16 protein-coding genes are annotated in these 20,006 nt (G+C 49.5%); 10 read left to right on the top strand and 6 right to left on the bottom strand.

The genetic code is table 11. The features are described 5' to 3' along the window. Positions 1-161: 161 nt before the first annotated feature. Positions 162-2,429 (top strand): YgiQ family radical SAM protein, encoded by a 2,268-nt coding sequence (locus tag AC6R1A_RS12690; RefSeq protein ID WP_500632476.1) that lies wholly within the window; start codon positions 162-164, stop codon positions 2,427-2,429. 74 nt (positions 2,430-2,503) lie between these two features. Here the strand turns inward: AC6R1A_RS12690 and serC are convergent, their stop codons facing one another. Continuing rightward, positions 2,504-3,586 (bottom strand): 3-phosphoserine/phosphohydroxythreonine transaminase, encoded by a 1,083-nt coding sequence (gene serC / locus AC6R1A_RS12685; RefSeq protein WP_500632477.1) that lies wholly within the window; start codon positions 3,584-3,586, stop codon positions 2,504-2,506. Between the two features lie 119 nt (positions 3,587-3,705). Beyond that, positions 3,706-4,974, bottom strand: a complete 1,269-nt coding sequence (locus AC6R1A_RS12680) for a DUF945 family protein (RefSeq protein WP_500632478.1) — start codon at positions 4,972-4,974, stop codon at positions 3,706-3,708. 173 nt (positions 4,975-5,147) lie between these two features. On the opposite strand from AC6R1A_RS12680, the gene AC6R1A_RS12675 reads away from it, so the two are divergent. The 7 genes from AC6R1A_RS12675 (at position 5,148) to AC6R1A_RS12645 (ending at position 12,705) form a co-directional block, all read left to right on the top strand. Continuing rightward, entirely contained in the window at positions 5,148-7,121 is a 1,974-nt protein-coding gene (locus tag AC6R1A_RS12675; RefSeq protein WP_500632479.1) for an ATP-binding protein, read from the top strand. Next, a complete protein-coding gene (locus AC6R1A_RS12670) occupies positions 7,118-7,615 on the top strand; it encodes a response regulator (RefSeq protein ID WP_500632480.1) in 498 nt (165 codons plus the stop codon). The genes AC6R1A_RS12675 and AC6R1A_RS12670 overlap by 4 nt, the downstream gene beginning before the upstream one ends. Positions 7,616-7,803: 188 nt before the next feature. After that, positions 7,804-8,355: a hypothetical protein gene (locus AC6R1A_RS12665; protein ID WP_500626877.1), complete on the top strand. Its 552-nt coding sequence runs from the start codon at positions 7,804-7,806 to the stop codon at positions 8,353-8,355. A 219-nt stretch (positions 8,356-8,574) separates the two neighbouring features. Then, positions 8,575-9,717, top strand: coding sequence for an ABC transporter substrate-binding protein (locus AC6R1A_RS12660; RefSeq protein WP_500632481.1), 1,143 nt, complete (start codon positions 8,575-8,577; stop codon positions 9,715-9,717). A gap of 24 nt (positions 9,718-9,741) precedes the next feature. Then, a complete protein-coding gene (locus AC6R1A_RS12655) occupies positions 9,742-11,484 on the top strand; it encodes an ABC transporter permease (protein ID WP_500632482.1) in 1,743 nt (580 codons plus the stop codon). Next, positions 11,450-12,088: an ATP-binding cassette domain-containing protein gene (locus tag AC6R1A_RS12650; RefSeq protein ID WP_500632483.1), complete on the top strand. Its 639-nt coding sequence runs from the start codon at positions 11,450-11,452 to the stop codon at positions 12,086-12,088. Before AC6R1A_RS12655 ends, AC6R1A_RS12650 begins: the two co-directional genes overlap by 35 nt. Positions 12,089-12,090: 2 nt before the next feature. Further along, positions 12,091-12,705: a CDP-alcohol phosphatidyltransferase family protein gene (locus AC6R1A_RS12645; RefSeq protein ID WP_500632484.1), complete on the top strand. Its 615-nt coding sequence runs from the start codon at positions 12,091-12,093 to the stop codon at positions 12,703-12,705. Positions 12,706-12,802: 97 nt separating this feature from the next. On the opposite strand, the gene AC6R1A_RS12640 is transcribed toward AC6R1A_RS12645, so the two are convergent. From AC6R1A_RS12640 to AC6R1A_RS12630, 3 genes are all read right to left on the bottom strand, one after another. Beyond that, entirely contained in the window at positions 12,803-13,687 is an 885-nt protein-coding gene (locus AC6R1A_RS12640; protein ID WP_500632491.1) for a class I SAM-dependent methyltransferase, read from the bottom strand. A gap of 76 nt (positions 13,688-13,763) precedes the next feature. Continuing rightward, entirely contained in the window at positions 13,764-14,456 is a 693-nt protein-coding gene (locus AC6R1A_RS12635) for a TIGR01621 family pseudouridine synthase (RefSeq protein ID WP_500632485.1), read from the bottom strand. A gap of 107 nt (positions 14,457-14,563) precedes the next feature. After that, the gene (locus tag AC6R1A_RS12630; protein ID WP_500631601.1) at positions 14,564-15,991 is read right to left on the bottom strand and encodes a sodium-dependent transporter; all 1,428 of its coding nucleotides are present in this window, start codon (positions 15,989-15,991) and stop codon (positions 14,564-14,566) included. A 422-nt stretch (positions 15,992-16,413) separates the two neighbouring features. On the opposite strand from AC6R1A_RS12630, the gene cls reads away from it, so the two are divergent. Together cls and AC6R1A_RS12620 are read left to right on the top strand one after the other, a co-directional pair. Continuing rightward, complete coding sequence (gene cls, locus AC6R1A_RS12625; RefSeq protein WP_500646184.1) at positions 16,414-17,868, top strand: cardiolipin synthase; 1,455 nt, start codon at positions 16,414-16,416, stop codon at positions 17,866-17,868. A gap of 77 nt (positions 17,869-17,945) precedes the next feature. Beyond that, a complete protein-coding gene (locus AC6R1A_RS12620) occupies positions 17,946-19,148 on the top strand; it encodes a cystathionine beta-lyase (RefSeq protein ID WP_500632608.1) in 1,203 nt (400 codons plus the stop codon). An 87-nt stretch (positions 19,149-19,235) separates the two neighbouring features. Here the strand turns inward: AC6R1A_RS12620 and AC6R1A_RS12615 are convergent, their stop codons facing one another. Then, complete coding sequence (locus AC6R1A_RS12615; RefSeq protein ID WP_487902069.1) at positions 19,236-19,997, bottom strand: iron ABC transporter ATP-binding protein; 762 nt, start codon at positions 19,995-19,997, stop codon at positions 19,236-19,238. Positions 19,998-20,006: the final 9 nt, after the last annotated feature.

The following is a 20,006-nucleotide window of genomic DNA, read 5'->3' as shown; positions in this document are numbered from 1 at the left end:
CACCTGTGTGGTTTATGTTGATGAGGTTAATTTTAGGCTGGATGCACGAAATTATCCGTTAACCTGCCGTGTTTATACGTAAAAAAATGAGGGCTATGTTGAGGTAGATAGATGAATGACAAGCCGCTATAATTCGCGCTCCCTGGCACAGAGAGCAAAATATGTTCAACGATATTACCCCGATTCACCAACACAAAAAGTACTGGGCCGAGTGTTTTGGCACCGCGCCATTCCTTCCGACCAGTCGCAAGGAAATGGATGCTTTAGGTTGGGATAGCTGTGACATCATCATCGTCACAGGCGATGCCTATGTAGATCATCCCAGTTTTGGTATGGCCATCATCGGGCGTCTTTTGGAAGCCCAAGGGTTTCGTGTCGGGATTATTGCTCAGCCAGAATGGCAAACCAAAGACGCCTTTATGGCGCTTGGCAAACCTAACCTTTTTTTCGGCATCACCGCTGGCAACATGGACTCGATGATCAACCGTTACACAGCGGATCGCAAATTACGCCATGATGACGCCTATACCCCAAACAACGAAGGGGGCAAGCGCCCAGATCGTGCCACACTGGTCTACTCGCAGCGCTGTCGTGAAGCCTACAAAGGTGTGCCTATCGTACTGGGGGGTATTGAAGCCAGCTTACGTCGCCTTGCGCACTACGACTACTGGTCAGATAAAGTGCGTCGCTCCATTTTGTTTGATGCCAAAGCCGATATTTTGCTGTTTGGTAACGCAGAACGCGCACTGGTTGAAGTCGCACACCGTTTAGCCGACGGCGAAGCGATCGCGGATATGACCAATATTCGTGGTACCGCGGTGAACTTGGCGGCCGAGCCAGAAGGTTACACCATCATCGACTCATCACGTATTGAGAAGCCCCGTAAAGAGGCGTTTATTCCGCCAAACCCTTACGTGGTGGAAGAGCAGTGCGACACCAAAGCGAAACAAGAAGAGACAAAGCCACAACCGATCACGATTCGCCCTTCGCGCCACGATGCGAAAACCACCGCAGTACGCCTGCCTCATTTTGAAAAGCTCAACAATGACCGCATACTTTACGCGCACGCCAGTCGCATCATGCACCTTGAGACAAACCCGTACTCAGGACGCGCTCTGATTCAAAAACACGGTGACCGAGAGCTATGGGTCAACCAAGCGCCAATTCCTCTGACCACAGAAGAGATGGACTACGTGTTTGGTCTGCCTTATGCACGCGTGCCTCATCCGATGTACGGCAAAGCAAAAATTCCTGCCTATGACATGATCAAGACGTCAGTCAACATCATGCGTGGCTGTTTTGGCGGCTGTTCATTCTGCTCCATTACCGAGCACGAAGGCCGCATCATTCAAAACCGCTCTCAAGAGTCTATTTTGAATGAGTTGGAAGAAATTCGAGACAAAGTGCCTGGCTTTACCGGAACTATTTCTGATTTGGGCGGCCCTACGGCTAACATGTATCGCCTCGGCTGTAGCGATCCGAAAGCGGAAATCAACTGTCGTCGTCCATCGTGCGTCTTCCCTGGCATCTGTAATAAACTCAATACTGACCATAAGCACACCATCGACCTTTACCGCGCGGCGCGCAAAGTCGAGGGGATCAACAAGGTGATGATCGCCTCTGGTGTGCGTTATGACTTGGCGATTGAATCCCCAGAGTACGTTAAGGAGTTGGTTACGCACCACGTGGGCGGCTACCTGAAAATTGCACCAGAGCATACCGAGAAAGGTCCGCTTGATCTGATGATGAAGCCGGGCATGGGTGCCTACGACCGTTTCAAAGAGATGTTCGAAAAATACAGTGCAGAAGCAGGCAAGAAGCAATATCTGATTCCCTACTTCATCTCCGCCCACCCTGGCACAGAAGATGAAGACATGCTCAATCTCGCCCTTTGGCTGAAAAAGAATGACTTTGAGTGCGATCAAGTGCAGAACTTCTACCCATCACCGATGTGTAATGCGACCTCAATGTACTACTCAGAGACGAATCCACTCAAGCGCGTTAAATATAAGCAGCGTGAAGTGGTGCCCGTTGCGAAAGGAGAGCGCCAGCGTCGTTTGCACAAAGCTCTGCTGCGCTATCACGATCCGCAAAACTGGCCACTGATTCGTGAAGCGCTGATCAGCATGGGTAAAAAGCACCTGATCGGTGACAAGCCGAGTTGTCTCGTTCCGGCTGAAGACATTTCCGCCCAGACGCCTGCACAACGCAGAAAGTCCGGACGTCACGGCTCCAATCGCTTTGCTACTAAGCACACGAAATCTCAGCCTGGCTTTGAAAAAATGCATGGCAGTGAAAAAGGTAAAGCGAGTAAAAACAGCGGAAATAAGAAAGGCAAAGCGCCAGCGGGTAAAGCCTCACGCGATCATGTGATTGCAGAGCAAGGCCGATCCAATGGCCAAGGCAAGCGAAAACCCAAACACCGCTAATAAATGATGATCAAAAAAAGGGGCAAACGCCCCTTTTTTTAATCTCTATTTTAAGCAACGCGGTAGAAATACCGTTATGCGTTGGCTTTTTCAAACTCAGCCATAAAGTCCACCAAGGCTTGTACACCCTCGAGCGACATCGCGTTGTAGATCGATGCACGCATCCCTCCGACCGCGCGGTGACCTTTGAGTGCGACCAAACCGCGGGCTTTCGCTTGCTCTAGGAACAGACTGTCCAACTCCGGCTTTTTCAGTTGGAAAGGCACGTTCATGCGTGAACGGTTGTCGGAATGCACGTTGTTGATGTAAAAATCTGACTGGTCAATGTAGTTGTAGAGTGTCGCGGCTTTTTGTTGGTTGATTTTCTCCATAGCCGCCACGCCCCCTTGCTCTTTCAACCACTTAAACACCAACCCAGAGAGGTACCAAGCAAACGTCGGCGGTGTATTAAACATCGACTCTTTTTCCGCCAAAATTTTGTAGTTTAAAAAGCTTGGCAGCACCTCACTGGCAAGCTCCAGTAAGTCATCACGTACAATCGCGATACAGATACCGGCTGGGCCAATGTTCTTCTGCGCGCCTGCGTAAATCACCCCATATTTCGACACATCAATCTCACGTGACAAAATGTTGGAGGACATGTCCGCCACAATCGGCTTGTCAGTCACGGGCAGTTCGCTGATCTCGATACCATCGATGGTTTCGTTAGGACAAAAATGGACATAAGCACTGTCTGCATCGATACGCCACTCGCTCGCGGCGACAACAGCAAGTTTGCCGTCTTTCTCTGTTTTTGCAGAGAATGCATCAACATCACAGTACTTCTGCGCTTCTTCTATCGCACTTTGTGCCCAGTAACCGGCATCGATGTAGGTGGCTTTTCGCGCATTACCGAGCAAGTTAAGCGGTACAGCAGCGAACTGAGCGCGCGCGCCACCCTGGCAGAAAAGGACTTTGTAGTTGTCTGGGATATTAAGCAGATCACGTAAATCCTGCTCAGCTTCCTCAGCGACTTGAATAAACTCTTTACTGCGATGGCTGATCTCCATAACCGAAGTGCCAAGCGCGTTCCAGTTAACAAATTCTGCTTGCGCTTTTTCCATCACGGCTTTAGGTAGCGCCGCTGGACCTGCACTGAAGTTATATACGTTGTCCATTTCACATTCCTTGATCATTCTGAGAGATTGCTAGGATTAATAACACGTTTTCTGCGAGATAAAAAGCAAGAAAAGAGGTGTTACGACCTCTTTTCTTGCTTAGTGGTTTGTTTTCCTAACTATGGCTGCATCATTGCAGAGAGAAACAAAGTCATCAAGGGTATTTTCTGGCCATTGTTAAACACCAAATTCCCCTGCTCGAGGGTGGCTTGGATTTGGTAGCCTTGCTGGGTTTGTGAGATAAACTCCATCACAATCGCTTCATCAACACCCTGCTTAATAAACGGATACTGTTCAACAAGTTGGTTGGAGAAAAAGGTATTAATCTCGCCCGTCAACGCTGGGATTACCATCATAGGGTTTTGTGAGATGCCAGAGGTACCTTCTGGTACTGCCACAGTCCAAGTAGAATCGAACACTGCGCCGTCACCCAAATCGACATCCAATTTGTTCATAGTGAGATAAAACCCCTTGGTAAACAGGGTCTCAACTTGGGAAATTGCTTGCTCAATCTCATTTTCACTGAGAACAGGGTTGTTTTGATAGATATTCACTAAATGGTCGAACGATTCCATATCTAAACCACCAAAAGTCAGATCGAAACCAACACTTTTCACTTCGCCCTCTTGACCGATAACATCGTTAAGACGAACAACATGCTGACTGCTGACGGTTTGATTCACTTCGTCCATAGAGCTGGTGACGCGGTATTGACCTTGCTTGAGGCCAAGCCACACCGCTTGAGCCGGATCCGTCAACGTCACTTCATCGACAGATAGGGTCTGCTCACCTAACCAAAAGCTGCCCTGTTTCTTACCACTTCCACTGCCTTTTAAACCCACAATATGCAGCGACTCGCCGTGGTTAAAGTCGATATCCGCAGCGGGCATATCCAGCTCGTAGCTCACTTCACCTAGCACAGTGATCTGACCGCTCAGCGTCGATGGCGACATCGACAACACCGCATTATCGGCCCCTTGCGCGACATAATTCCAACTGTCCATAGATACGGTATAACGAGTATTGCCGTTGAGTTGGGTTGAGGTGTGCAGCGTCAATGGAATGGCTTCTAGCCCTTCGATGACCGAATCGGCGTCAAGGCTCACCAAGCCATGAGTCAAATCACTGTGAACGATAAACTCGCTGGGTAAGCCATCTTGAGCCATTTGGGCTGCGAGCTCTTGATCGTGAATCACATAGCGGGTGGTCACCTTTGAGGAAAGGTAGCCTCTATCGTAACTGACGACGTCGGCACTGATGGCCGCGCTGTTTAGGTGACGAATGCCATCTTGAATAACATTTTGACCAATTTGCCCCACGGCCAATGGCCAACAAAGGGCGAGAGAAATGGCACCACCGATGGCGCCAATCTTTTTAAGCTGATGCATGTACGTGTCCGATAAGGAGATTTGTCCCAAGTCTACACCAAAAAACATTGAGATAAATCAGAGTATTGTCTTTCTCTCGATTTTGGCAAAGATTCTATTACTCAGCTCTCAACATGGTTTGGTAAGGCTTGTTACAGTGGATCATGTGTTGGTTTCCAAAAAATGAAAACGCCGTGAATCATTACGCATTATTGTGCCTTGACAACAACCCTGTGAGCGTTGAAATCCTGCGACGTGAACTTGCGACCTTTGCGCCTAAATTCGACATTTACACTGCCGATACCATCGAGGACGCCCACTCGATTCTCGAGTTCTGCATCGAGAGACAACAGGAGATGGCGTTAGTGATCGCCAGTCACCATGAGCAGTTTGATGGCGCCAGCTTCTTGATTCACCTTGATAAGTCCCCTCAAACACGCTTAGCAAGAAAAGTGCTCGTCAGTTGTGGGCAGGATATTCAAGCCATTTTATCCGCAGTCAATGATGGCCGCCTTGACCACTGCTTAACCAAGCCTTTGCAAGATAATGTGGTCGAGCGTACCGCATTGAAAGAACTGACCACATTCGTGCTCGAAAACGATCGCGACAATCTGCTCAGCTATAGCCAAGTTCTCGACCAACACCGCCTACTTCGCGCCCACATCGATCAGAAGATGCGAAGCTATCGCGAGGGCTTTATCAGCGATCACCACACGCTGACCGACCAACAATTAGCAGAACAAGTGACCGGTGCTCTGCGCGAATTTTTTGCTGACCAAGATGATACCAACGCATGTCGTACCTACTCCGCCGACCATCTGTTAACCAAAGAAGGCGAGGAAAACCGCTTTCTGTGGTTCATCACCGAAGGCCAAGTGGCACTGTACAAAAAAGATGATCTCGGCATTCAGCGTGAAGTCGTCCGACACAGCCAAGGCAGCATCGTGGGCGGGATGTCCTTTGTCACCGGCGAAGCGTCATTCTCGACCGCCATAACTTTGACGAAAACAGAAGTCATCAAACTCGATCGTGACGTCTTCGCCAAAGTCATGCACTCCAATACTGCGCTGCTGCCACTATTTACCAATTTACTACTGCGCCATTTCAATCGCCGTTTGCAACGCAGCATTACCACCAAACTTGAGTTGCAAAAAACCCTGGAGTCGCTGGAACTGGCCCACCAACAACTGATCGAAAGAGAAAAAATGGCCATGTTGGGACAACTTGTTGCAGGGGTTGCCCATGAGCTCAATAACCCGATTGCCGCAATACTGCGCGGCACAGATACCATCACTGACAAAATCCATCAGTTGATCGCCCATCAAGGGGACGAGCCGATACAAGCATTGGGGAGCGAGATTCTCACTCATGCCCTGACTGCACGGCCCCGATCCACCTCACAAGAGCGCGAGCTCGCCGCCGCCGCTGAAAAGCGCGTCTCTGATCGCCGCGTGGCAAAAAAGTTGGTCAAGCTAGGGCTTAATGAGGATGAAGAGTGGTTAACGCGCGCAAAACGTCACCCGCAGCAGACCCTAAGCCAACTCACCGATCTCGAAGCCTATCAATTGACGGGGGCTACCCTGCGCTCAATCCATGTCTGCGCGCAGCGTATTGCAGATATGGTCAAGAGCCTGAAAGGTTACGCGAGACCCGATGATGAATCTTTTCATTTGAGTGACATACACGAAGGGTTGGAAGACACCTTAGTGATCTTTGAAAACAAATTAAAATTCCATCATGTTGAAAAGCACTATGGCGACATCCCTCTCATTTCCTGTCAGCCTATCGCGCTGCAACAAGTGTGGACCAATCTTATCTCCAACGCGATTGATGTCTTTCCTGCCAAAGGTGTGTTGGAGATCTCCACCACCCTTCATGACGACAACTGGCTAGAAGTGGCGTTTAAAGACAACGGATGTGGTATTCCCAAAGCGCAACTGGATAAAATTTTTACTCTCAATTTCACCACCAAAAAAGAAGGCAATTTTGGCCTAGGTATTGGCTTATCGGTCTGTCAGCAAATTGTCCTGCAACACGGGGGCAGGATAGACGTGGTCTCACTCACCGAAGAGGAGTGCCACCATCACCCAGAGCTGGCCCCCTATACTAAGATGTCGGTTTGGCTGCCAGTCAACCCCATGTCTCACACAACAAGGACTCATGTATGAACAACTATCTCATTTTGTGCGTGGATGACGAGCGAGAAGTCCTCGATAGCGTAGTGCAAGATTTGGATTGCTTTGAAGAGACGTTTGTACTCGAGGCGGCAGAGTCGGTCTCAGAAGCCAAACAGATCATTCAGTCGGCGGCTAAAGAAGGTACCCGTTTGGCGCTGATTCTCTGCGATCACATTATGCCAGAGCAGACGGGCATCCAGTTCCTGATTGAATTGAATGAGCAAGAAGAGACAAAGTCGACGCGAAAATTACTTCTCACCGGACAAGCGGGGCTAGAAGATACCGTGGAAGCGATTAATCACTCGAGCCTCGACTTTTACATCGCGAAGCCCTGGCGCGGAGAGGAGTTGCGAAGCGTGATCAAAGAGCAACTCACCCAATTTGTAATCGACAATGAGCCCAATCCGCTCCACTGGGCATCGACGCTCGATACAGAAGCCATCTTTGCCGCGATAGCGAAAAACCGTTTGGACTTGGGTGAATAAACGACCACGTTAGCCATTCACTGGCTAAATCTTGGCATATCACTTGCTAAATGCTAGATATATCGACAAAACAATGACATTTAGTGTAGTGGCATTCGCTATGATGCATTATTATGTTGACACATCGTCATAGCGACACTCTCGCTAAAGACCAAGGAAATTAACAAGATAAAGGTTTATCGTCCATTATGCGTAAAACAATTTTAGCAGCGGCGCTAGTGCTTGCATCTGGCCAATCATTTGCTGAGGACCCAAACAGCCCAGCGGTTATGAGTAACTTTAGTTACGACTACTTCGAAGCTCGTATCGGCGCAAGCCCAGTGACCTTCGGCGGTGGCGTGAGCAAGTCCATCCACCCTAACGCACACTTTATTGCTCGCATTGACTCAGAGTTTGAAGGCGATTACGACTCAGCGGTCGGTCTTGGCTTTCACGCACCGATCAACAACTGGGCGGATCTGACCGGTTCGATGCTCTTCCGTATGGTGGATTTCAATGGTCGCAACAACAAGAGCACTGAAACAGGCATGCAGCTTAACTTAGGCGTTCGTCAGTGGCTTGGGCCACAACTTGAAGTCGGCGGTGGCGGCGGTTACTTATCGCTCGACGATAAAGACCAATGGTTAGGCTCTGTCTACGCACGTTTCCACTCCACCGAATTGTTCTCTCTCGGTGCAGAAGCTCGAATCAACGACTTCTACGGCGACCAATTGATGTTTACCACGCGTTTCAAGTTCTAACACATCACGCTCATCAACGTGTATTGATAAGCAGCGCTCAAAGCGCTGCTTTTTATTGTCCGCAAGTTTTATTTCCAACGCAGCGCCTTGATTTAACCCACATTTCTCTTTCGCCCGTAAAACTTTTGTTTTTTTTCGTTCATAATGAATGAATCGCAATGCGGCTCCGGTCTACTTGTTTATCGCAACCATTCAATACGTTCATCAGAAAGGATACTCATGACAAGGTTTATCACACTCTTCACCTCGCTTCTTGTGGCGTTTAGTAGCCTAGCGGCCGACAACTGGAATCAGGTAGTTGAAAAAGCCAAAGGGCAAACTGTCTATTTTCATGCTTGGGGTGGCAGCCAGGAGATCAACAACTACTTGCGCTGGGCAAGTTCTGAACTAGAGCGTCAATACGGCGTGACTCTGAAACACGTCAAAGTGACGGACATTGCCGAGACCACGACTCGCCTGATTGCTGAAAAAGCGGCAGACAAAAACAGCGGGGGCAGCGTTGATATGGTGTGGATCAACGGTGAAAACTTTAAATCGATGAAAAACAACGCTCTGCTTTATGGTCCATTTGTTGAATCGCTGCCCAATTGGCAGTATGTCGATAAATCACTGCCCGTTGACAGTGATTTTTCAGAGCCAACACTTGGCCTTGAAGCACCTTGGGGGGTAGGACAGCTGGTGTTTATCCATGACACCACCACACTGAATAATCCGCCCGCCTCTTTTAATGAACTGCTAAGCTACGCTAAGGCCTACCCTAATCGTGTCAGCTACCCTCGCCCACCCGAATTTCACGGCACAAGTTTTTTAAAAGCGCTGTTGATTGAACTGACTAACAATGATCCATCGCTCGCCAAGCCCGTGTCTGAGGCCCAGTTTGATGCAGTGACGGCATCACTTTGGCAATATCTCGATGAGTTTCATACGGTTGCGTGGCGTCAAGGGAAGCAATTTCCATCAGGTACCGCAGAGACTTTGCAATTGCTCGACGACGGACAGTTAGACTTGGCGATTACCTTTAATCCCAATGCGGTTTTTTCCGCTCAAGCAAGCGGAAAGCTGGCCCCAACCACGGCGGCCTATGCGATGGAGAGCGGCGCCTTGTCTAACATTCACTTCTTAGCGATTCCTTGGAACGCCAATGCGCCCGAGGGCGCCAAGGTGGCGATTAACTTCTTACTCAGCCCAGAAGCGCAATCACGCAAAGGAGATTTGAATGTGTGGGGCGATCCGTCAGTGCTTAAGAATGAGGTGTTACAGGGCAGCGCGAAAAATACAACGCTGTTTAAATCTGTGGCGGAGCCGCACCCAAGTTGGCAATCCGCACTCGAAGTCGAGTGGCAGAAACGCTACGGCCAGTAGCCAGCAAACCAATACGAGAGCCAGATGTTTAGAGCGACGTATTTCATTGTTTTACTGATCTGCATCATGCCCATTATGCCCGGCATATTGGGTGTGATGCTCTCTTCTTTGGGGTATATGCCGGTCATCGGCTTTGACCAAATCACATTAGCTGCGTATGACACTGTGTTGCAATGGCCGGGAGTGGGACGCGCCATCGGCAGTACCCTGACCAGCGCACTGGTGAGTACCTATCTTGCCTGCGCCATCACCTTTGCTATCTTACAAAGTTTGTGGATGAACAAACATTGGCGCAAGGTAGAACTGCTGCTCTCCCCCTTATTGGCGATGCCCCACGTCGCGTTTGCCATTGGCTTTGCCTTTCTCTTCTCACCGACCGGCTTGCTGGCACGATGGGCGAATCAATGGTTGATGATGAGCAGTGATACGCACAATGCAGCATGGTTGATCCATGACCCTTACGCCACAGGCCTAACGATAGCTCTCGCACTCAAAGAGGTGCCCTTCTTACTCTTAATGAGTATCCCGGTACTTGGCCAGCTTAACCTTCCTAAGCTCGCCCAGGTGTCTCATTCGCTCGGATATTCGTGCGCACAAATGTGGTGGAAAGTGGTGCTACCACAATGGCTGAGAAAAATGCGCTTCCCTCTGTTTGCCGTGATCGCCTACGGCGTATCCGTAGTCGATTTAAGCCTGATTTTGGGGCCCACCAACCCGCCCACCTTTGCGGTGATGATTTGGCAGTGGTTTAACGATCCTGATCTCAACGTCTTACCTCGCGCCGCTGCGGGCGCCGTCACCCTGTTTGCCATCGCATCAAGTTTGCTGCTTGCCGTGGTCGTGATTGAAAAAGCGATCACGCAATTCTGGTCTGGCTGGCAATATTCTGGCCGCGCCGGATTGGCTTTACCTGGCAAATCTGTGTGTACCCTAAGTGCGCTGCTTGCCGCGTCAATGCTGCCCATCATGCTGGTGTGGAGCGTCGCACAGCGTTGGCGTTTTCCGGACTTATTGCCCACGTCTTGGAGTGGCCGATTTTGGCACAATGAGTGGCAGAACGTGTTGCCAACCATCAGCGATAGCTTACTCCTAGCGCTTACCGCAACCACCATTGCCCTAATAGCCGCCTTGGTGTGCCATGAGTACCGGCTGCGATCGCGTTTGCATGTGCCTGGATTTGTCATCGCCTTGCCGATGTTGGTCCCACAGCTCTCTATCTTGTTCGGCTTACAAGTGGTCACCCTATCGATCAACAGTGACCTCTACTGGGTATGGACAGTCTGGGCACACGTGTTCTTTGCGTTTCCTTTTGTCTACCTCGCCCTCGATGGGCCTTGGAGAAGCTACAATCTCAACTATACCAAGGCAGCGTTGTCACTGGGCAAGTCGCCACTGAGCGTCTTTTTCACCATCAAGGCGCGACTGCTGTTTCCTGCAATCTGTTACGCTTGGGCGGTGGGGGCCAGTGTCAGCCTCGCCCAGTATTTACCGACCTTGATGCTCGGCGCAGGTAGAATCGCGACGATCACCACCGAAGCTGTGGCACTTTCCAGTGGCTTTGATCGCCGTGTCACCGCCATTTACGCAATCTGGCAAGCCTTACTACCCTTTGTCTTTTTTAGTGGTGCCTTGCTGTTGAGCCGCGCTGTCACCCGGAGAACAACACGCCGAGTATCAGAAAGCGCCGTAAGCGCCACTATCACATCCAATGCTGTAAAGGAAGATTCCACTCATGACGCTCTATCTCAAAAACCTCGCCATCCATAATCGACAAGGAGAGGCACTACTGCATGACCTTGATTTAACGATAGAAAATGGTGAAGTCGTCTGTGTCATGGGCCCTAGCGGCTGTGGAAAGTCGACACTACTGAATTTGATTGCGGGTCACCTCAGTGATGACTTTCAGGCGCAAGGAGAGATCATTCTTGATGAGCGAGAGATCAATCAGGTTGAGGCCCACCAGCGAGAAGTAGGGATTTTATTTCAAGATGATCTCTTGTTTCCTCACCTTAATGTTTGGCAAAACCTCGCCTTTGCTCTGCCCAATCAAATTAAAGGTCAGCAACGAAAAAAAGACGCACTGCAAGCCCTTCAGAGTGTCGGCTTGGACGCGTTAGCGAACCAATATCCTGAGCATATTTCTGGTGGTCAGCGTGCTCGTGTCAGCCTGATCCGCATGTTGCTGGCCAAGCCTAAATTGGCGCTACTTGATGAGCCGTTTAGCAAACTCGATCAACAACTCAGAGTCCAGTTTCGTGACTGGGTCTTTTCACAGCTAAGCAAAGCGCGCATCCCCACGCTACTGGTCACCCACGATGAACAAGATGTGCCGCCAGAGGGACGTATTTTGCATTGGCGTTGGGGGAAATAATCATGCTCGATAGAGTGAGTATTCGCGTGATACGCACACCGCTAACCCTTGCGGCTAAGGGATTGGATAAGCTTGGTGTAACGGCCAACCAAACCACACTATGTGGATTTTTACTTGGCGTTTTGGCTTTGCCAGCGCTGATCGTTTCTCGCTACGACTTGGCACTGTTTTTCATCGTCCTCAATCGACTCTGTGATGGCTTAGATGGCGCGCTGGCACGTAGACAAGGGATCACCGATGCGGGTGGATTTTTAGACATCAGCCTCGATTTTCTGTTCTACTCTTTAGTGCCATTTGGTTTTGTATTGGCCAACCCAGAACAGAACGCCGTTGCGGGAGCGTTTTTGATTTTCTCATTCATCGGCACCGGCTCAAGTTTTCTCGCCTTCGCCGTTTTGGCAAGTAAACGAGGTATTGAGAACCCGATCTACTCTCACAAGTCGCTCTACTACATGAGTGGGTTAACGGAAGGTACAGAGACCATCGCCTGTTTTATTCTGTTCTGCCTATTACCTGAACACTTCGCCCTGATAGCCTATGTGTTTGGCGCAGCATGCTGGTTTACCACCTTCACACGGATTTATTCTGGCTTCCATACACTGAAGTCAGCGCCATAAAGCAGGCATCTTGAAGTCATCAACTTACTGCGAACCCTCGCTTGAAAATCAGGGCTTCAATGACCGTTCGATAGCTCTATTATTCGATAACTAGGCGTTAGCGAAAACGCAGTACTTTCAGCGCGGCCTCATCGTCGACATCGGCAAATTCAGGCGGGTTCGCTAGGCGCTCAACAAACGATAGTTGCGGCGCCTCACTTTGCATACCATCAATAAGGAATTGGCTTGTGACTTGCGGTGAGTTGACACACGCCAGCACCTCACCGTCTTGCGCCAATAAATCGGGCAAGCGACGCAAGATCTTTTGGTAATCTTTCGTCAGTGCGAAACTGCCTTTTTGAAACGAAGGTGGATCGATAATCACTAAATCAAACGGACCACTTTTCTTGATTTTTCCCCACGATTTGAAGATGTCATGGGCCAAGAACTTCACTTGATTGAGATTGTGGCCATTGAGTCTATGGTTATCTCGTCCTTTGCTCAATGACGCCTTAGCCATATCGACGTTGACCACGTGATCGGCGCCGCCTTCTATAGCGGCGACGGAGAAGCCACAGGTATAAGCAAACAAGTTAAGCACGTTTTTATGGCGCGCGTTCGCTTTGACCCAATCCCGGCCAAAGCGCATATCGAGAAACAACCCGAAGTTTTGATTTCGACCAATATCGAGCTGATACTTCAGTCCAGATTCCACCACCACAGGGTGACGGTCTAACTCACCGAACAACACTTCCGTAGGCGCACCTTCACTGTATCGGTGTTGAATCACCACTGAACGCCCGCATTTTTCACGCCAAATATCGCGCTCGGCCATGGCGATAAGCGCCGCTTTAAGTGCCTGCAAACTCTCGTCGCTGACAGGTTTAAACAGGTTCACCATCAACTGACCATTGACCCAATCACAGGTGATTTGCTCTAGCCCTTCATACTGACGTCCGCGACCGTGAAATAGACGTCGAACTTCATCGCTCGCCTCTGACATCGCATGGGTCAACTGTGTGATCAATGATTCAATGGGCAGTAATTGCATAGGTCGTTATCCGTTATTTGATTAGCCGTTATTTAATGGTTGGCCAGTTGAGTGTCCAAGGCGTAAGCCAAGCGTCGATAGTTTGTGATACTGGTGCCTCACGCCATTTATTCCCCAGCGTCTCGTGCTCGCGTGGGTCACAGACAAACTGGTAGCGCTCACCTTGATAGTCAAAGCCGAGCGCAAACGCGTGTAAGTAGCCTCTATCGGCTTGGGAGCTGGCATTATAGATTGGATCACCCACAATGGCCGAGCCAATAGATTTTAGCGCTACCCGAATCTGATGAGTTTTTCCAGTATGTGGCTTACACAAAAACAGACGCTCGCCAGGCATCGCCGCGGCAGAGAAAAACTGTGTCAGCGCTGGGTTACACTGTGTATTGATTAACTTCCAACTTGCTCGGCGCGATCGCGTCATGTCACCACTGATCAATCCCTGCTTCTTTTTTGGTTTTTTGCTGCCGATTGCCAGATAAAACTTACTCACCGTTCGTTTCGCAAACAGCGCTGATAGCTCACTCGCGGCCTGACTGTTTCTACCTAGAAGCAATAACCCGGAGGTCATCTTGTCAAGGCGATGGATAAGATAGAGTTTGTCATCCCCCGAGAGACTCGCGATAGCTTGCAGAAGCAGCGTATCACCGTCGTCTTTGTGTACGGAGACACCGGGGTGTTTGTTGATGATAAGAAAGTCTGGGTGAGTGTGTAGAATATCAAACATAGACGGGCCTTTACTTGGAAAGGCGAGTATACCGATTTGAGGCGAAAGCGAAATAGCAAAAAACCTCCCAGAGGGAGGTTTTTGTTTATCAGGTCAACGCTTAGCGATTACAACTTCTTAGAGAAGATACCCGCCAATGCGATGATACCGATACCCAGCAGCATGATTTCGCCTTTACCGCTATCAAAACCAGATTTGATACCCATGAAGGCAACAATCGCGATAGCAACAGGGATAACGAATTTCACTAGGTTGTACCATAGACCGAATAGTGGGAAAGACACTTCGCCATCGTTGGTGATTTCTTTCTTCAGGTCGTCACGGTTCAGTCTCCAGCCTGCGAAGATACAGATCAACATACCACCCACTGCTAGGAAGATTTTATCCGTTAGTAGATCGAAGATGTCAAACGCACCGGTATCAAACAGTGTAGGACCGACGCCACCAAGAGAAAGCGATGCAATGATGCATAGTGTCGCCATTACAGCGCCTGAACCAATTACCGCTGTTGAACGCTTCAGACCTTTTTCATCGATAAGGTAAGACACAACCACTTCAAGTAGAGAAACGGAAGAAGTCAAAGCCGCCACTGTTAGACCAATGAAGAACGCCAGAGCAAGCAATAGACCTACGACACCACCCATTTCAGCAAACAGTTGAGGTACAACCACAAATACTAGACCTGGGCCCGCTGCTGGCTCCATACCGAAAGCAAACATTGCTGGGAACATGGCGATACCGGCAAGGATAGCAACACCGGTGTCCATCGCAGTAACGATAGCCGTGTTCTGTACTAGATTCTCTTTCTTCTTCAAATAAGAGCCGTACGTCAGCATTGCACCCATACCCAAGCTGAGCGAGAAGAACGCTTGACCTAGTGCTGCAAGTACTACGTTGCTGTCAACTTTCGAGAAATCAGGGCTAAATAGGAACTCAAGACCCGCTGTCGCGCCTGGTAGCATAAGGCCACGCACCGAAACCACGATGAGGATTAAGAAAAGCAACGGCATAAGAATTTTGCCTGCTTTTTCGATACCACCAGAGATACCTTTGATAACGATCATGATGTTTAGGAAAAGGTAAACCGCCATCCAAAGGAGAGGCTGAACAGGATCAGAGATGAAACCACCAAAGCTGCTGCCAATCGCGTCCGGTGTGCTCAGTAGACCACCACCGACTTTAAACACGTATGCTAACGCCCAACCACCAACGACTGGGTAGAAGCCCATGATCAATAGACCACTGAACACACCCAATACGCCGGTAAAGGCCCAGCGACGGTCTGTTGACTTGAACGCGCCAACCGCAGAAAGACCCGTCTTACGACCGATCGCAAATTCTGTCAGCATGACGCTGAAACCGATAACAATAACGAACACTAGGTAAATCGCAACGAACGCGCCGCCGCCGCTTTCCCCAGCAGTGTAAGGAAACTTCCAGATGTTACCCAAACCAACAGCAGAACCTGCTGCGGCCATGATGAAGCCTAATTTAGACCCCCACGTATCACGGGCTGATGAACTTGATGTAGCCACGGTTACTCCATTAAAACTTGATTGATGTTGTGTATGCTTCTGTTAGGCGTCTTTAAAAGTTATGTGTATATTATTTTTTACACTTTTAAGAATTTAGAGTGACGCTAACGTTGTGGTAAGTAAACCAGTTTACCAGTAAAATTGGAAGCCCTGCCAAGTACAAATTACCAACATATTTGTAACTTGCGCAGTTAAATGCTGCTTTTTTGACCTAGCGCGCATGCTTGTGTCTTCGTTTTACAATTCTCTAACACAATCGTTCTGTTTCGCTATACGAAACCAGTCTGGTATATAAGCCGTTCTCTACCCTATTACACATTCATAAATGTTATGCATTTGTGTCCATAGCAAACTTTCAAACGCTTGTTGGAAAACGGGGCTCGAAGTAAGATGGACAAGCTATTGCAGTCTTAGGTTAATTGATGGATAAATTTTACCAGTTCCTCACCCTCGCGGGGATCGTACTCTATTGGATACTTGTTGCTGGCGTCACGCTTCGTGTCGTCCATAAACGGCGCGCTGTCAGCGTATCGTTAGCATGGTTGATGATCATTTATATTCTTCCCGTGGTGGGCGTTGGGTGCTATTTCTTGTTTGGCGAACTTAACTTAGGTAGAAAACGCGCCGAACGGGCGAAAGAGATGCTCGCTCCCTTTGCAACTTGGTTCTCAAAACTCAATGATTGCCATGCACACTCCCCTGAGATGTTTGGCCGCCACATCACCCGCATTGACGAACTGTGCAATAATCGCCTCGGTTTGCCCGCCTTATCAGGCAACTCATTATCTCTGCAGAGTTCACCCAATGAGATATTGCGCTCCATCATAGAGGATATCGAACACGCTCAATCGAGCATTCGAATGGTGTTTTACATTTGGCACCCCGGTGGGCTCGCCGACTCTGTCGCCTCTGCCCTTATTCGCGCGGCAAAGCGAGGCGTAAATGTCAAAGTGTTGCTCGATTCCGCAGGCAGCCCGCGCTTTTTTAGCAGTGATTGGCACACCATGATGAAACAAGCAGGCGTCGAGGTGGTTCAGGCGCTCGAAGTGAGCCCGTGGCGTATTTTTCTGCGTCGCCTCGATTTGCGCCAACATCGCAAGATCATCGTTATTGATGAAAAAGTGGCGTATACCGGTTCGATGAATCTGGTCGATCCTGCCCATTTCAAACAAGATTCCGGTGTCGGTCAGTGGATCGACATCATGATCCGCATCACTGGCCCCACCGTCAATGTCCTCTCTGCCATCCATTGCTGGGATTGGGAAGTGGAAACCGGCCAGCGCAGCTTACCCTCCATTCCAGAATGCCGAATAGATGACAGGCAGACCCAGCACCCTGTGCAAGTGGTCCCTTCTGGTCCCGGGATGCCTGAGCATTTGATCTCCCAAGTTTTAACCTTGGCGATCAATCAAGCCAACCAATCCGTGCGCATTACGACGCCTTACTTCGTCCCGAGCGCCGATTTGTTGGAAACCTTGAAGATGACCGCTCAGCGAGGCGTCAAAGTAGAACTCATCATTCCACACAAAAATGACTCACTGATGGTGCAGTGGGCATCTCGCGGCTTCTACGCTGAATTGATGCAAGCGGGTGTGTCGATTTTTGAGTTCTATGGGGGGTTATTGCACACCAAATCGGTCGTGATCGACGAGCAGTTCTGTTTGGTTGGCACCGTCAATATGGACATGCGCAGCTTATGGCTTAACTTCGAGTTGACCCTTGCCATCGATGACGTGGCGTTTACTAAAGAGATGTATTGGTTACAGCAAAGCTACATCGAGAGTGCCTATAAGGTGGAGTTAGAGCAGTGGAACGAGCGCTCTCTCTATTCCCGCTTCTTAGAGCGTATCTTCTACTTGTTTAACCCACTGTTATAAGGCTTGATCATTGCCGCTCGCCATGTTTTAAATAGAGGTTCGTTTCATTGGCAACGCAGCAAAGACAAGGACTTAAGATGTCAGAGGGCAAACAAACAAAATTCGTCACCGCAGGTCGTGACAAAAAATGGACCAACGGCGTGGTCAACCCACCCGTGCAACGCGCCTCAACCGTGGTGTTCGACACCGTTGCGGAAAAACATCACGCCATGGTCAACCGCGCGAACAAAACCCTCTTCTATGGTCGTCGTGGTACTCACACCCATTTTGCCTTTCAAGATGCGATGGTCGAGATTGAAGGTGGCGCAGGGTGTGCGCTGTTCCCCTGCGGTACGGCCGCCATCTCCAACGCGATTCTCTCTTTTGTCGAGACTGGCGATCATATTCTTATGGTGGATACCTGTTACGAACCGACACGTGATTTCTGTAACACCATCATGAAGAAGATGGGCGTCTCGACGACCTACTTTGACCCTATGATTGGCGAAGAGATCGAATCACTTATCCAACCTAACACCAAAGTGCTATTTCTCGAGTCTCCAGGCTCAATCACCATGGAAGTGCAGGATGTCCCGACGCTCGCCGAAATTGCGCATAAACACGATATCATTGTGATGCTCGACAACACTTGGTCAGCGGGCGTCCACTTCTCACCGTTTGAACATGGGGTCGACATTTCGATTCAGGCGGCAACCAAATACATCGTTGGTCACTCGGACGTCATGCTAGGTACCGCGGTGGCAAATGAAAAGTACTGGGATCAGTTACGTGAGCAAAGCTATTTGATGGGGCAATGTGTCTCGCCGGATGATGCTTATCTAGGTCTGCGCGGCATTCGCACGCTGGATGTGAGACTAAAACAGCATGCGCAGAACAGTCTGAAAGTCGCCCAGTGGCTGGCCAATCGTCCAGAAGTGGATCACGTTCGCCACCCTGCGCTCGATACCTGTCCGGGTCATGAGTTTTTTGCCCGTGACTTTACCGGCGGCAACGGGTTGTTTTCCTTTGTACTCAAAACCAGTTACCCAAGAGCCACCACCGCCCTACTCGATGGAATGACGCATTTCAGTATGGGCTACTCATGGGGTGGATTTGAAAGTTTGATTTTAGCCAACGAGCCAAAGAGTTTTAACAGTTTACGCACGGTAGCCAACCCGAACTTCACTGGCACCTTGATTCGTGTCCACATTGGTCTTGAAGACGTTGACGATCTGTTGGCCGATCTGGAGGCGGGTTTTCAGCGCTACAATGCTCTCATTGCCGAAAAAGCGGCTCAGTGACAAATACCAAGCAGCCAATATGACAAAAGCGCCACGAAGGCGCTTTTGTTTTATGGATGATGCAGCGAGAGTGATTCACTAAAAGTGTCATCCTTGATAATACATACAAATACGATTGCCATCGACTTCACGAATCGTGAAAGGCAGCTCGTAAATATCACTTAATACCGACTCTTGAATCACTTCCTGCGTTGGGCCGCTTTTCACCACATGCCCCTTTTTCATCGCAATAATGTTATCCGAATAGCAGGAAGCGAAATTGATATCGTGAATCACAATCACAATCGCTTTGTTATTTTTATGCGCGAGACGCTTCAATGACTGCATCATATCGACCGAGTGTTTGATGTCGAGGTTGTTCAGTGGCTCGTCTAAAAATACGTAGTCGGTATCTTGAGCAACGACCATAGCGATAAACGCCATCTGACGTTGCCCGCCTGACAGCTGATCGATAAAACGATCTTGAATATCAGTGATCTCCAATTGCGCCAACGCATCGTCAATGACCGACTGATCCGCTTTGGTCAACCGTCCTTGTGAGTAGGGGAAACGGCCAAAGGCGACCAACTCACGCACCGTAAATCGCATATTAATGTTGTTGGATTGGCGCAGCACCGCAAGATGCTTAGCAAGCTCTTGGGTTTCCCATTGATTGAGTGGCTTGTCGCCAATCACAACCGTTCCAGCATCACTGTCGGTCAAGCGGCTCGCCATAGCAAGCAGCGTACTTTTTCCCGCTCCATTTGGGCCGATAATGCTCGTCACCTCCCCGAGAGGGAACAAAGCATCAGCATTGTTGACCACATACTGTTCGTCGTATTGTTTACTTAATCCACGGATGGTAATCATTTTGCTCGC

Source organism: Vibrio sp. R10-SG3-ISO3, from assembly GCF_059834225.1.
This window is presented reverse-complemented; position numbering and strand designations above follow the sequence as displayed.

Excerpts from the sequence above, each read along its gene's own strand:
- AC6R1A_RS12690 (WP_500632476.1), top strand. The coding sequence starts at position 162 with ATGTTCAACGATATTACCCCGATTCACCAACACAAAAAGTACTGGGCC.
- serC (WP_500632477.1), bottom strand. The coding sequence starts at position 3,586 with ATGGACAACGTATATAACTTCAGTGCAGGTCCAGCGGCGCTACCTAAA.
- AC6R1A_RS12680 (WP_500632478.1), bottom strand. The coding sequence starts at position 4,974 with ATGCATCAGCTTAAAAAGATTGGCGCCATCGGTGGTGCCATTTCTCTC.
- AC6R1A_RS12670 (WP_500632480.1), top strand. The coding sequence starts at position 7,118 with ATGAACAACTATCTCATTTTGTGCGTGGATGACGAGCGAGAAGTCCTC.
- AC6R1A_RS12665 (WP_500626877.1), top strand. The coding sequence starts at position 7,804 with ATGCGTAAAACAATTTTAGCAGCGGCGCTAGTGCTTGCATCTGGCCAA.
- AC6R1A_RS12660 (WP_500632481.1), top strand. The coding sequence starts at position 8,575 with ATGACAAGGTTTATCACACTCTTCACCTCGCTTCTTGTGGCGTTTAGT.
- AC6R1A_RS12655 (WP_500632482.1), top strand. The coding sequence starts at position 9,742 with ATGTTTAGAGCGACGTATTTCATTGTTTTACTGATCTGCATCATGCCC.
- AC6R1A_RS12650 (WP_500632483.1), top strand. The coding sequence starts at position 11,450 with ATGACGCTCTATCTCAAAAACCTCGCCATCCATAATCGACAAGGAGAG.
- AC6R1A_RS12645 (WP_500632484.1), top strand. The coding sequence starts at position 12,091 with ATGCTCGATAGAGTGAGTATTCGCGTGATACGCACACCGCTAACCCTT.
- AC6R1A_RS12640 (WP_500632491.1), bottom strand. The coding sequence starts at position 13,687 with ATGTCAGAGGCGAGCGATGAAGTTCGACGTCTATTTCACGGTCGCGGA.
- AC6R1A_RS12635 (WP_500632485.1), bottom strand. The coding sequence starts at position 14,456 with ATGTTTGATATTCTACACACTCACCCAGACTTTCTTATCATCAACAAA.
- cls (WP_500646184.1), top strand. The coding sequence starts at position 16,414 with ATGGATAAATTTTACCAGTTCCTCACCCTCGCGGGGATCGTACTCTAT.
- AC6R1A_RS12620 (WP_500632608.1), top strand. The coding sequence starts at position 17,946 with ATGTCAGAGGGCAAACAAACAAAATTCGTCACCGCAGGTCGTGACAAA.
- AC6R1A_RS12615 (WP_487902069.1), bottom strand. The coding sequence starts at position 19,997 with ATGATTACCATCCGTGGATTAAGTAAACAATACGACGAACAGTATGTG.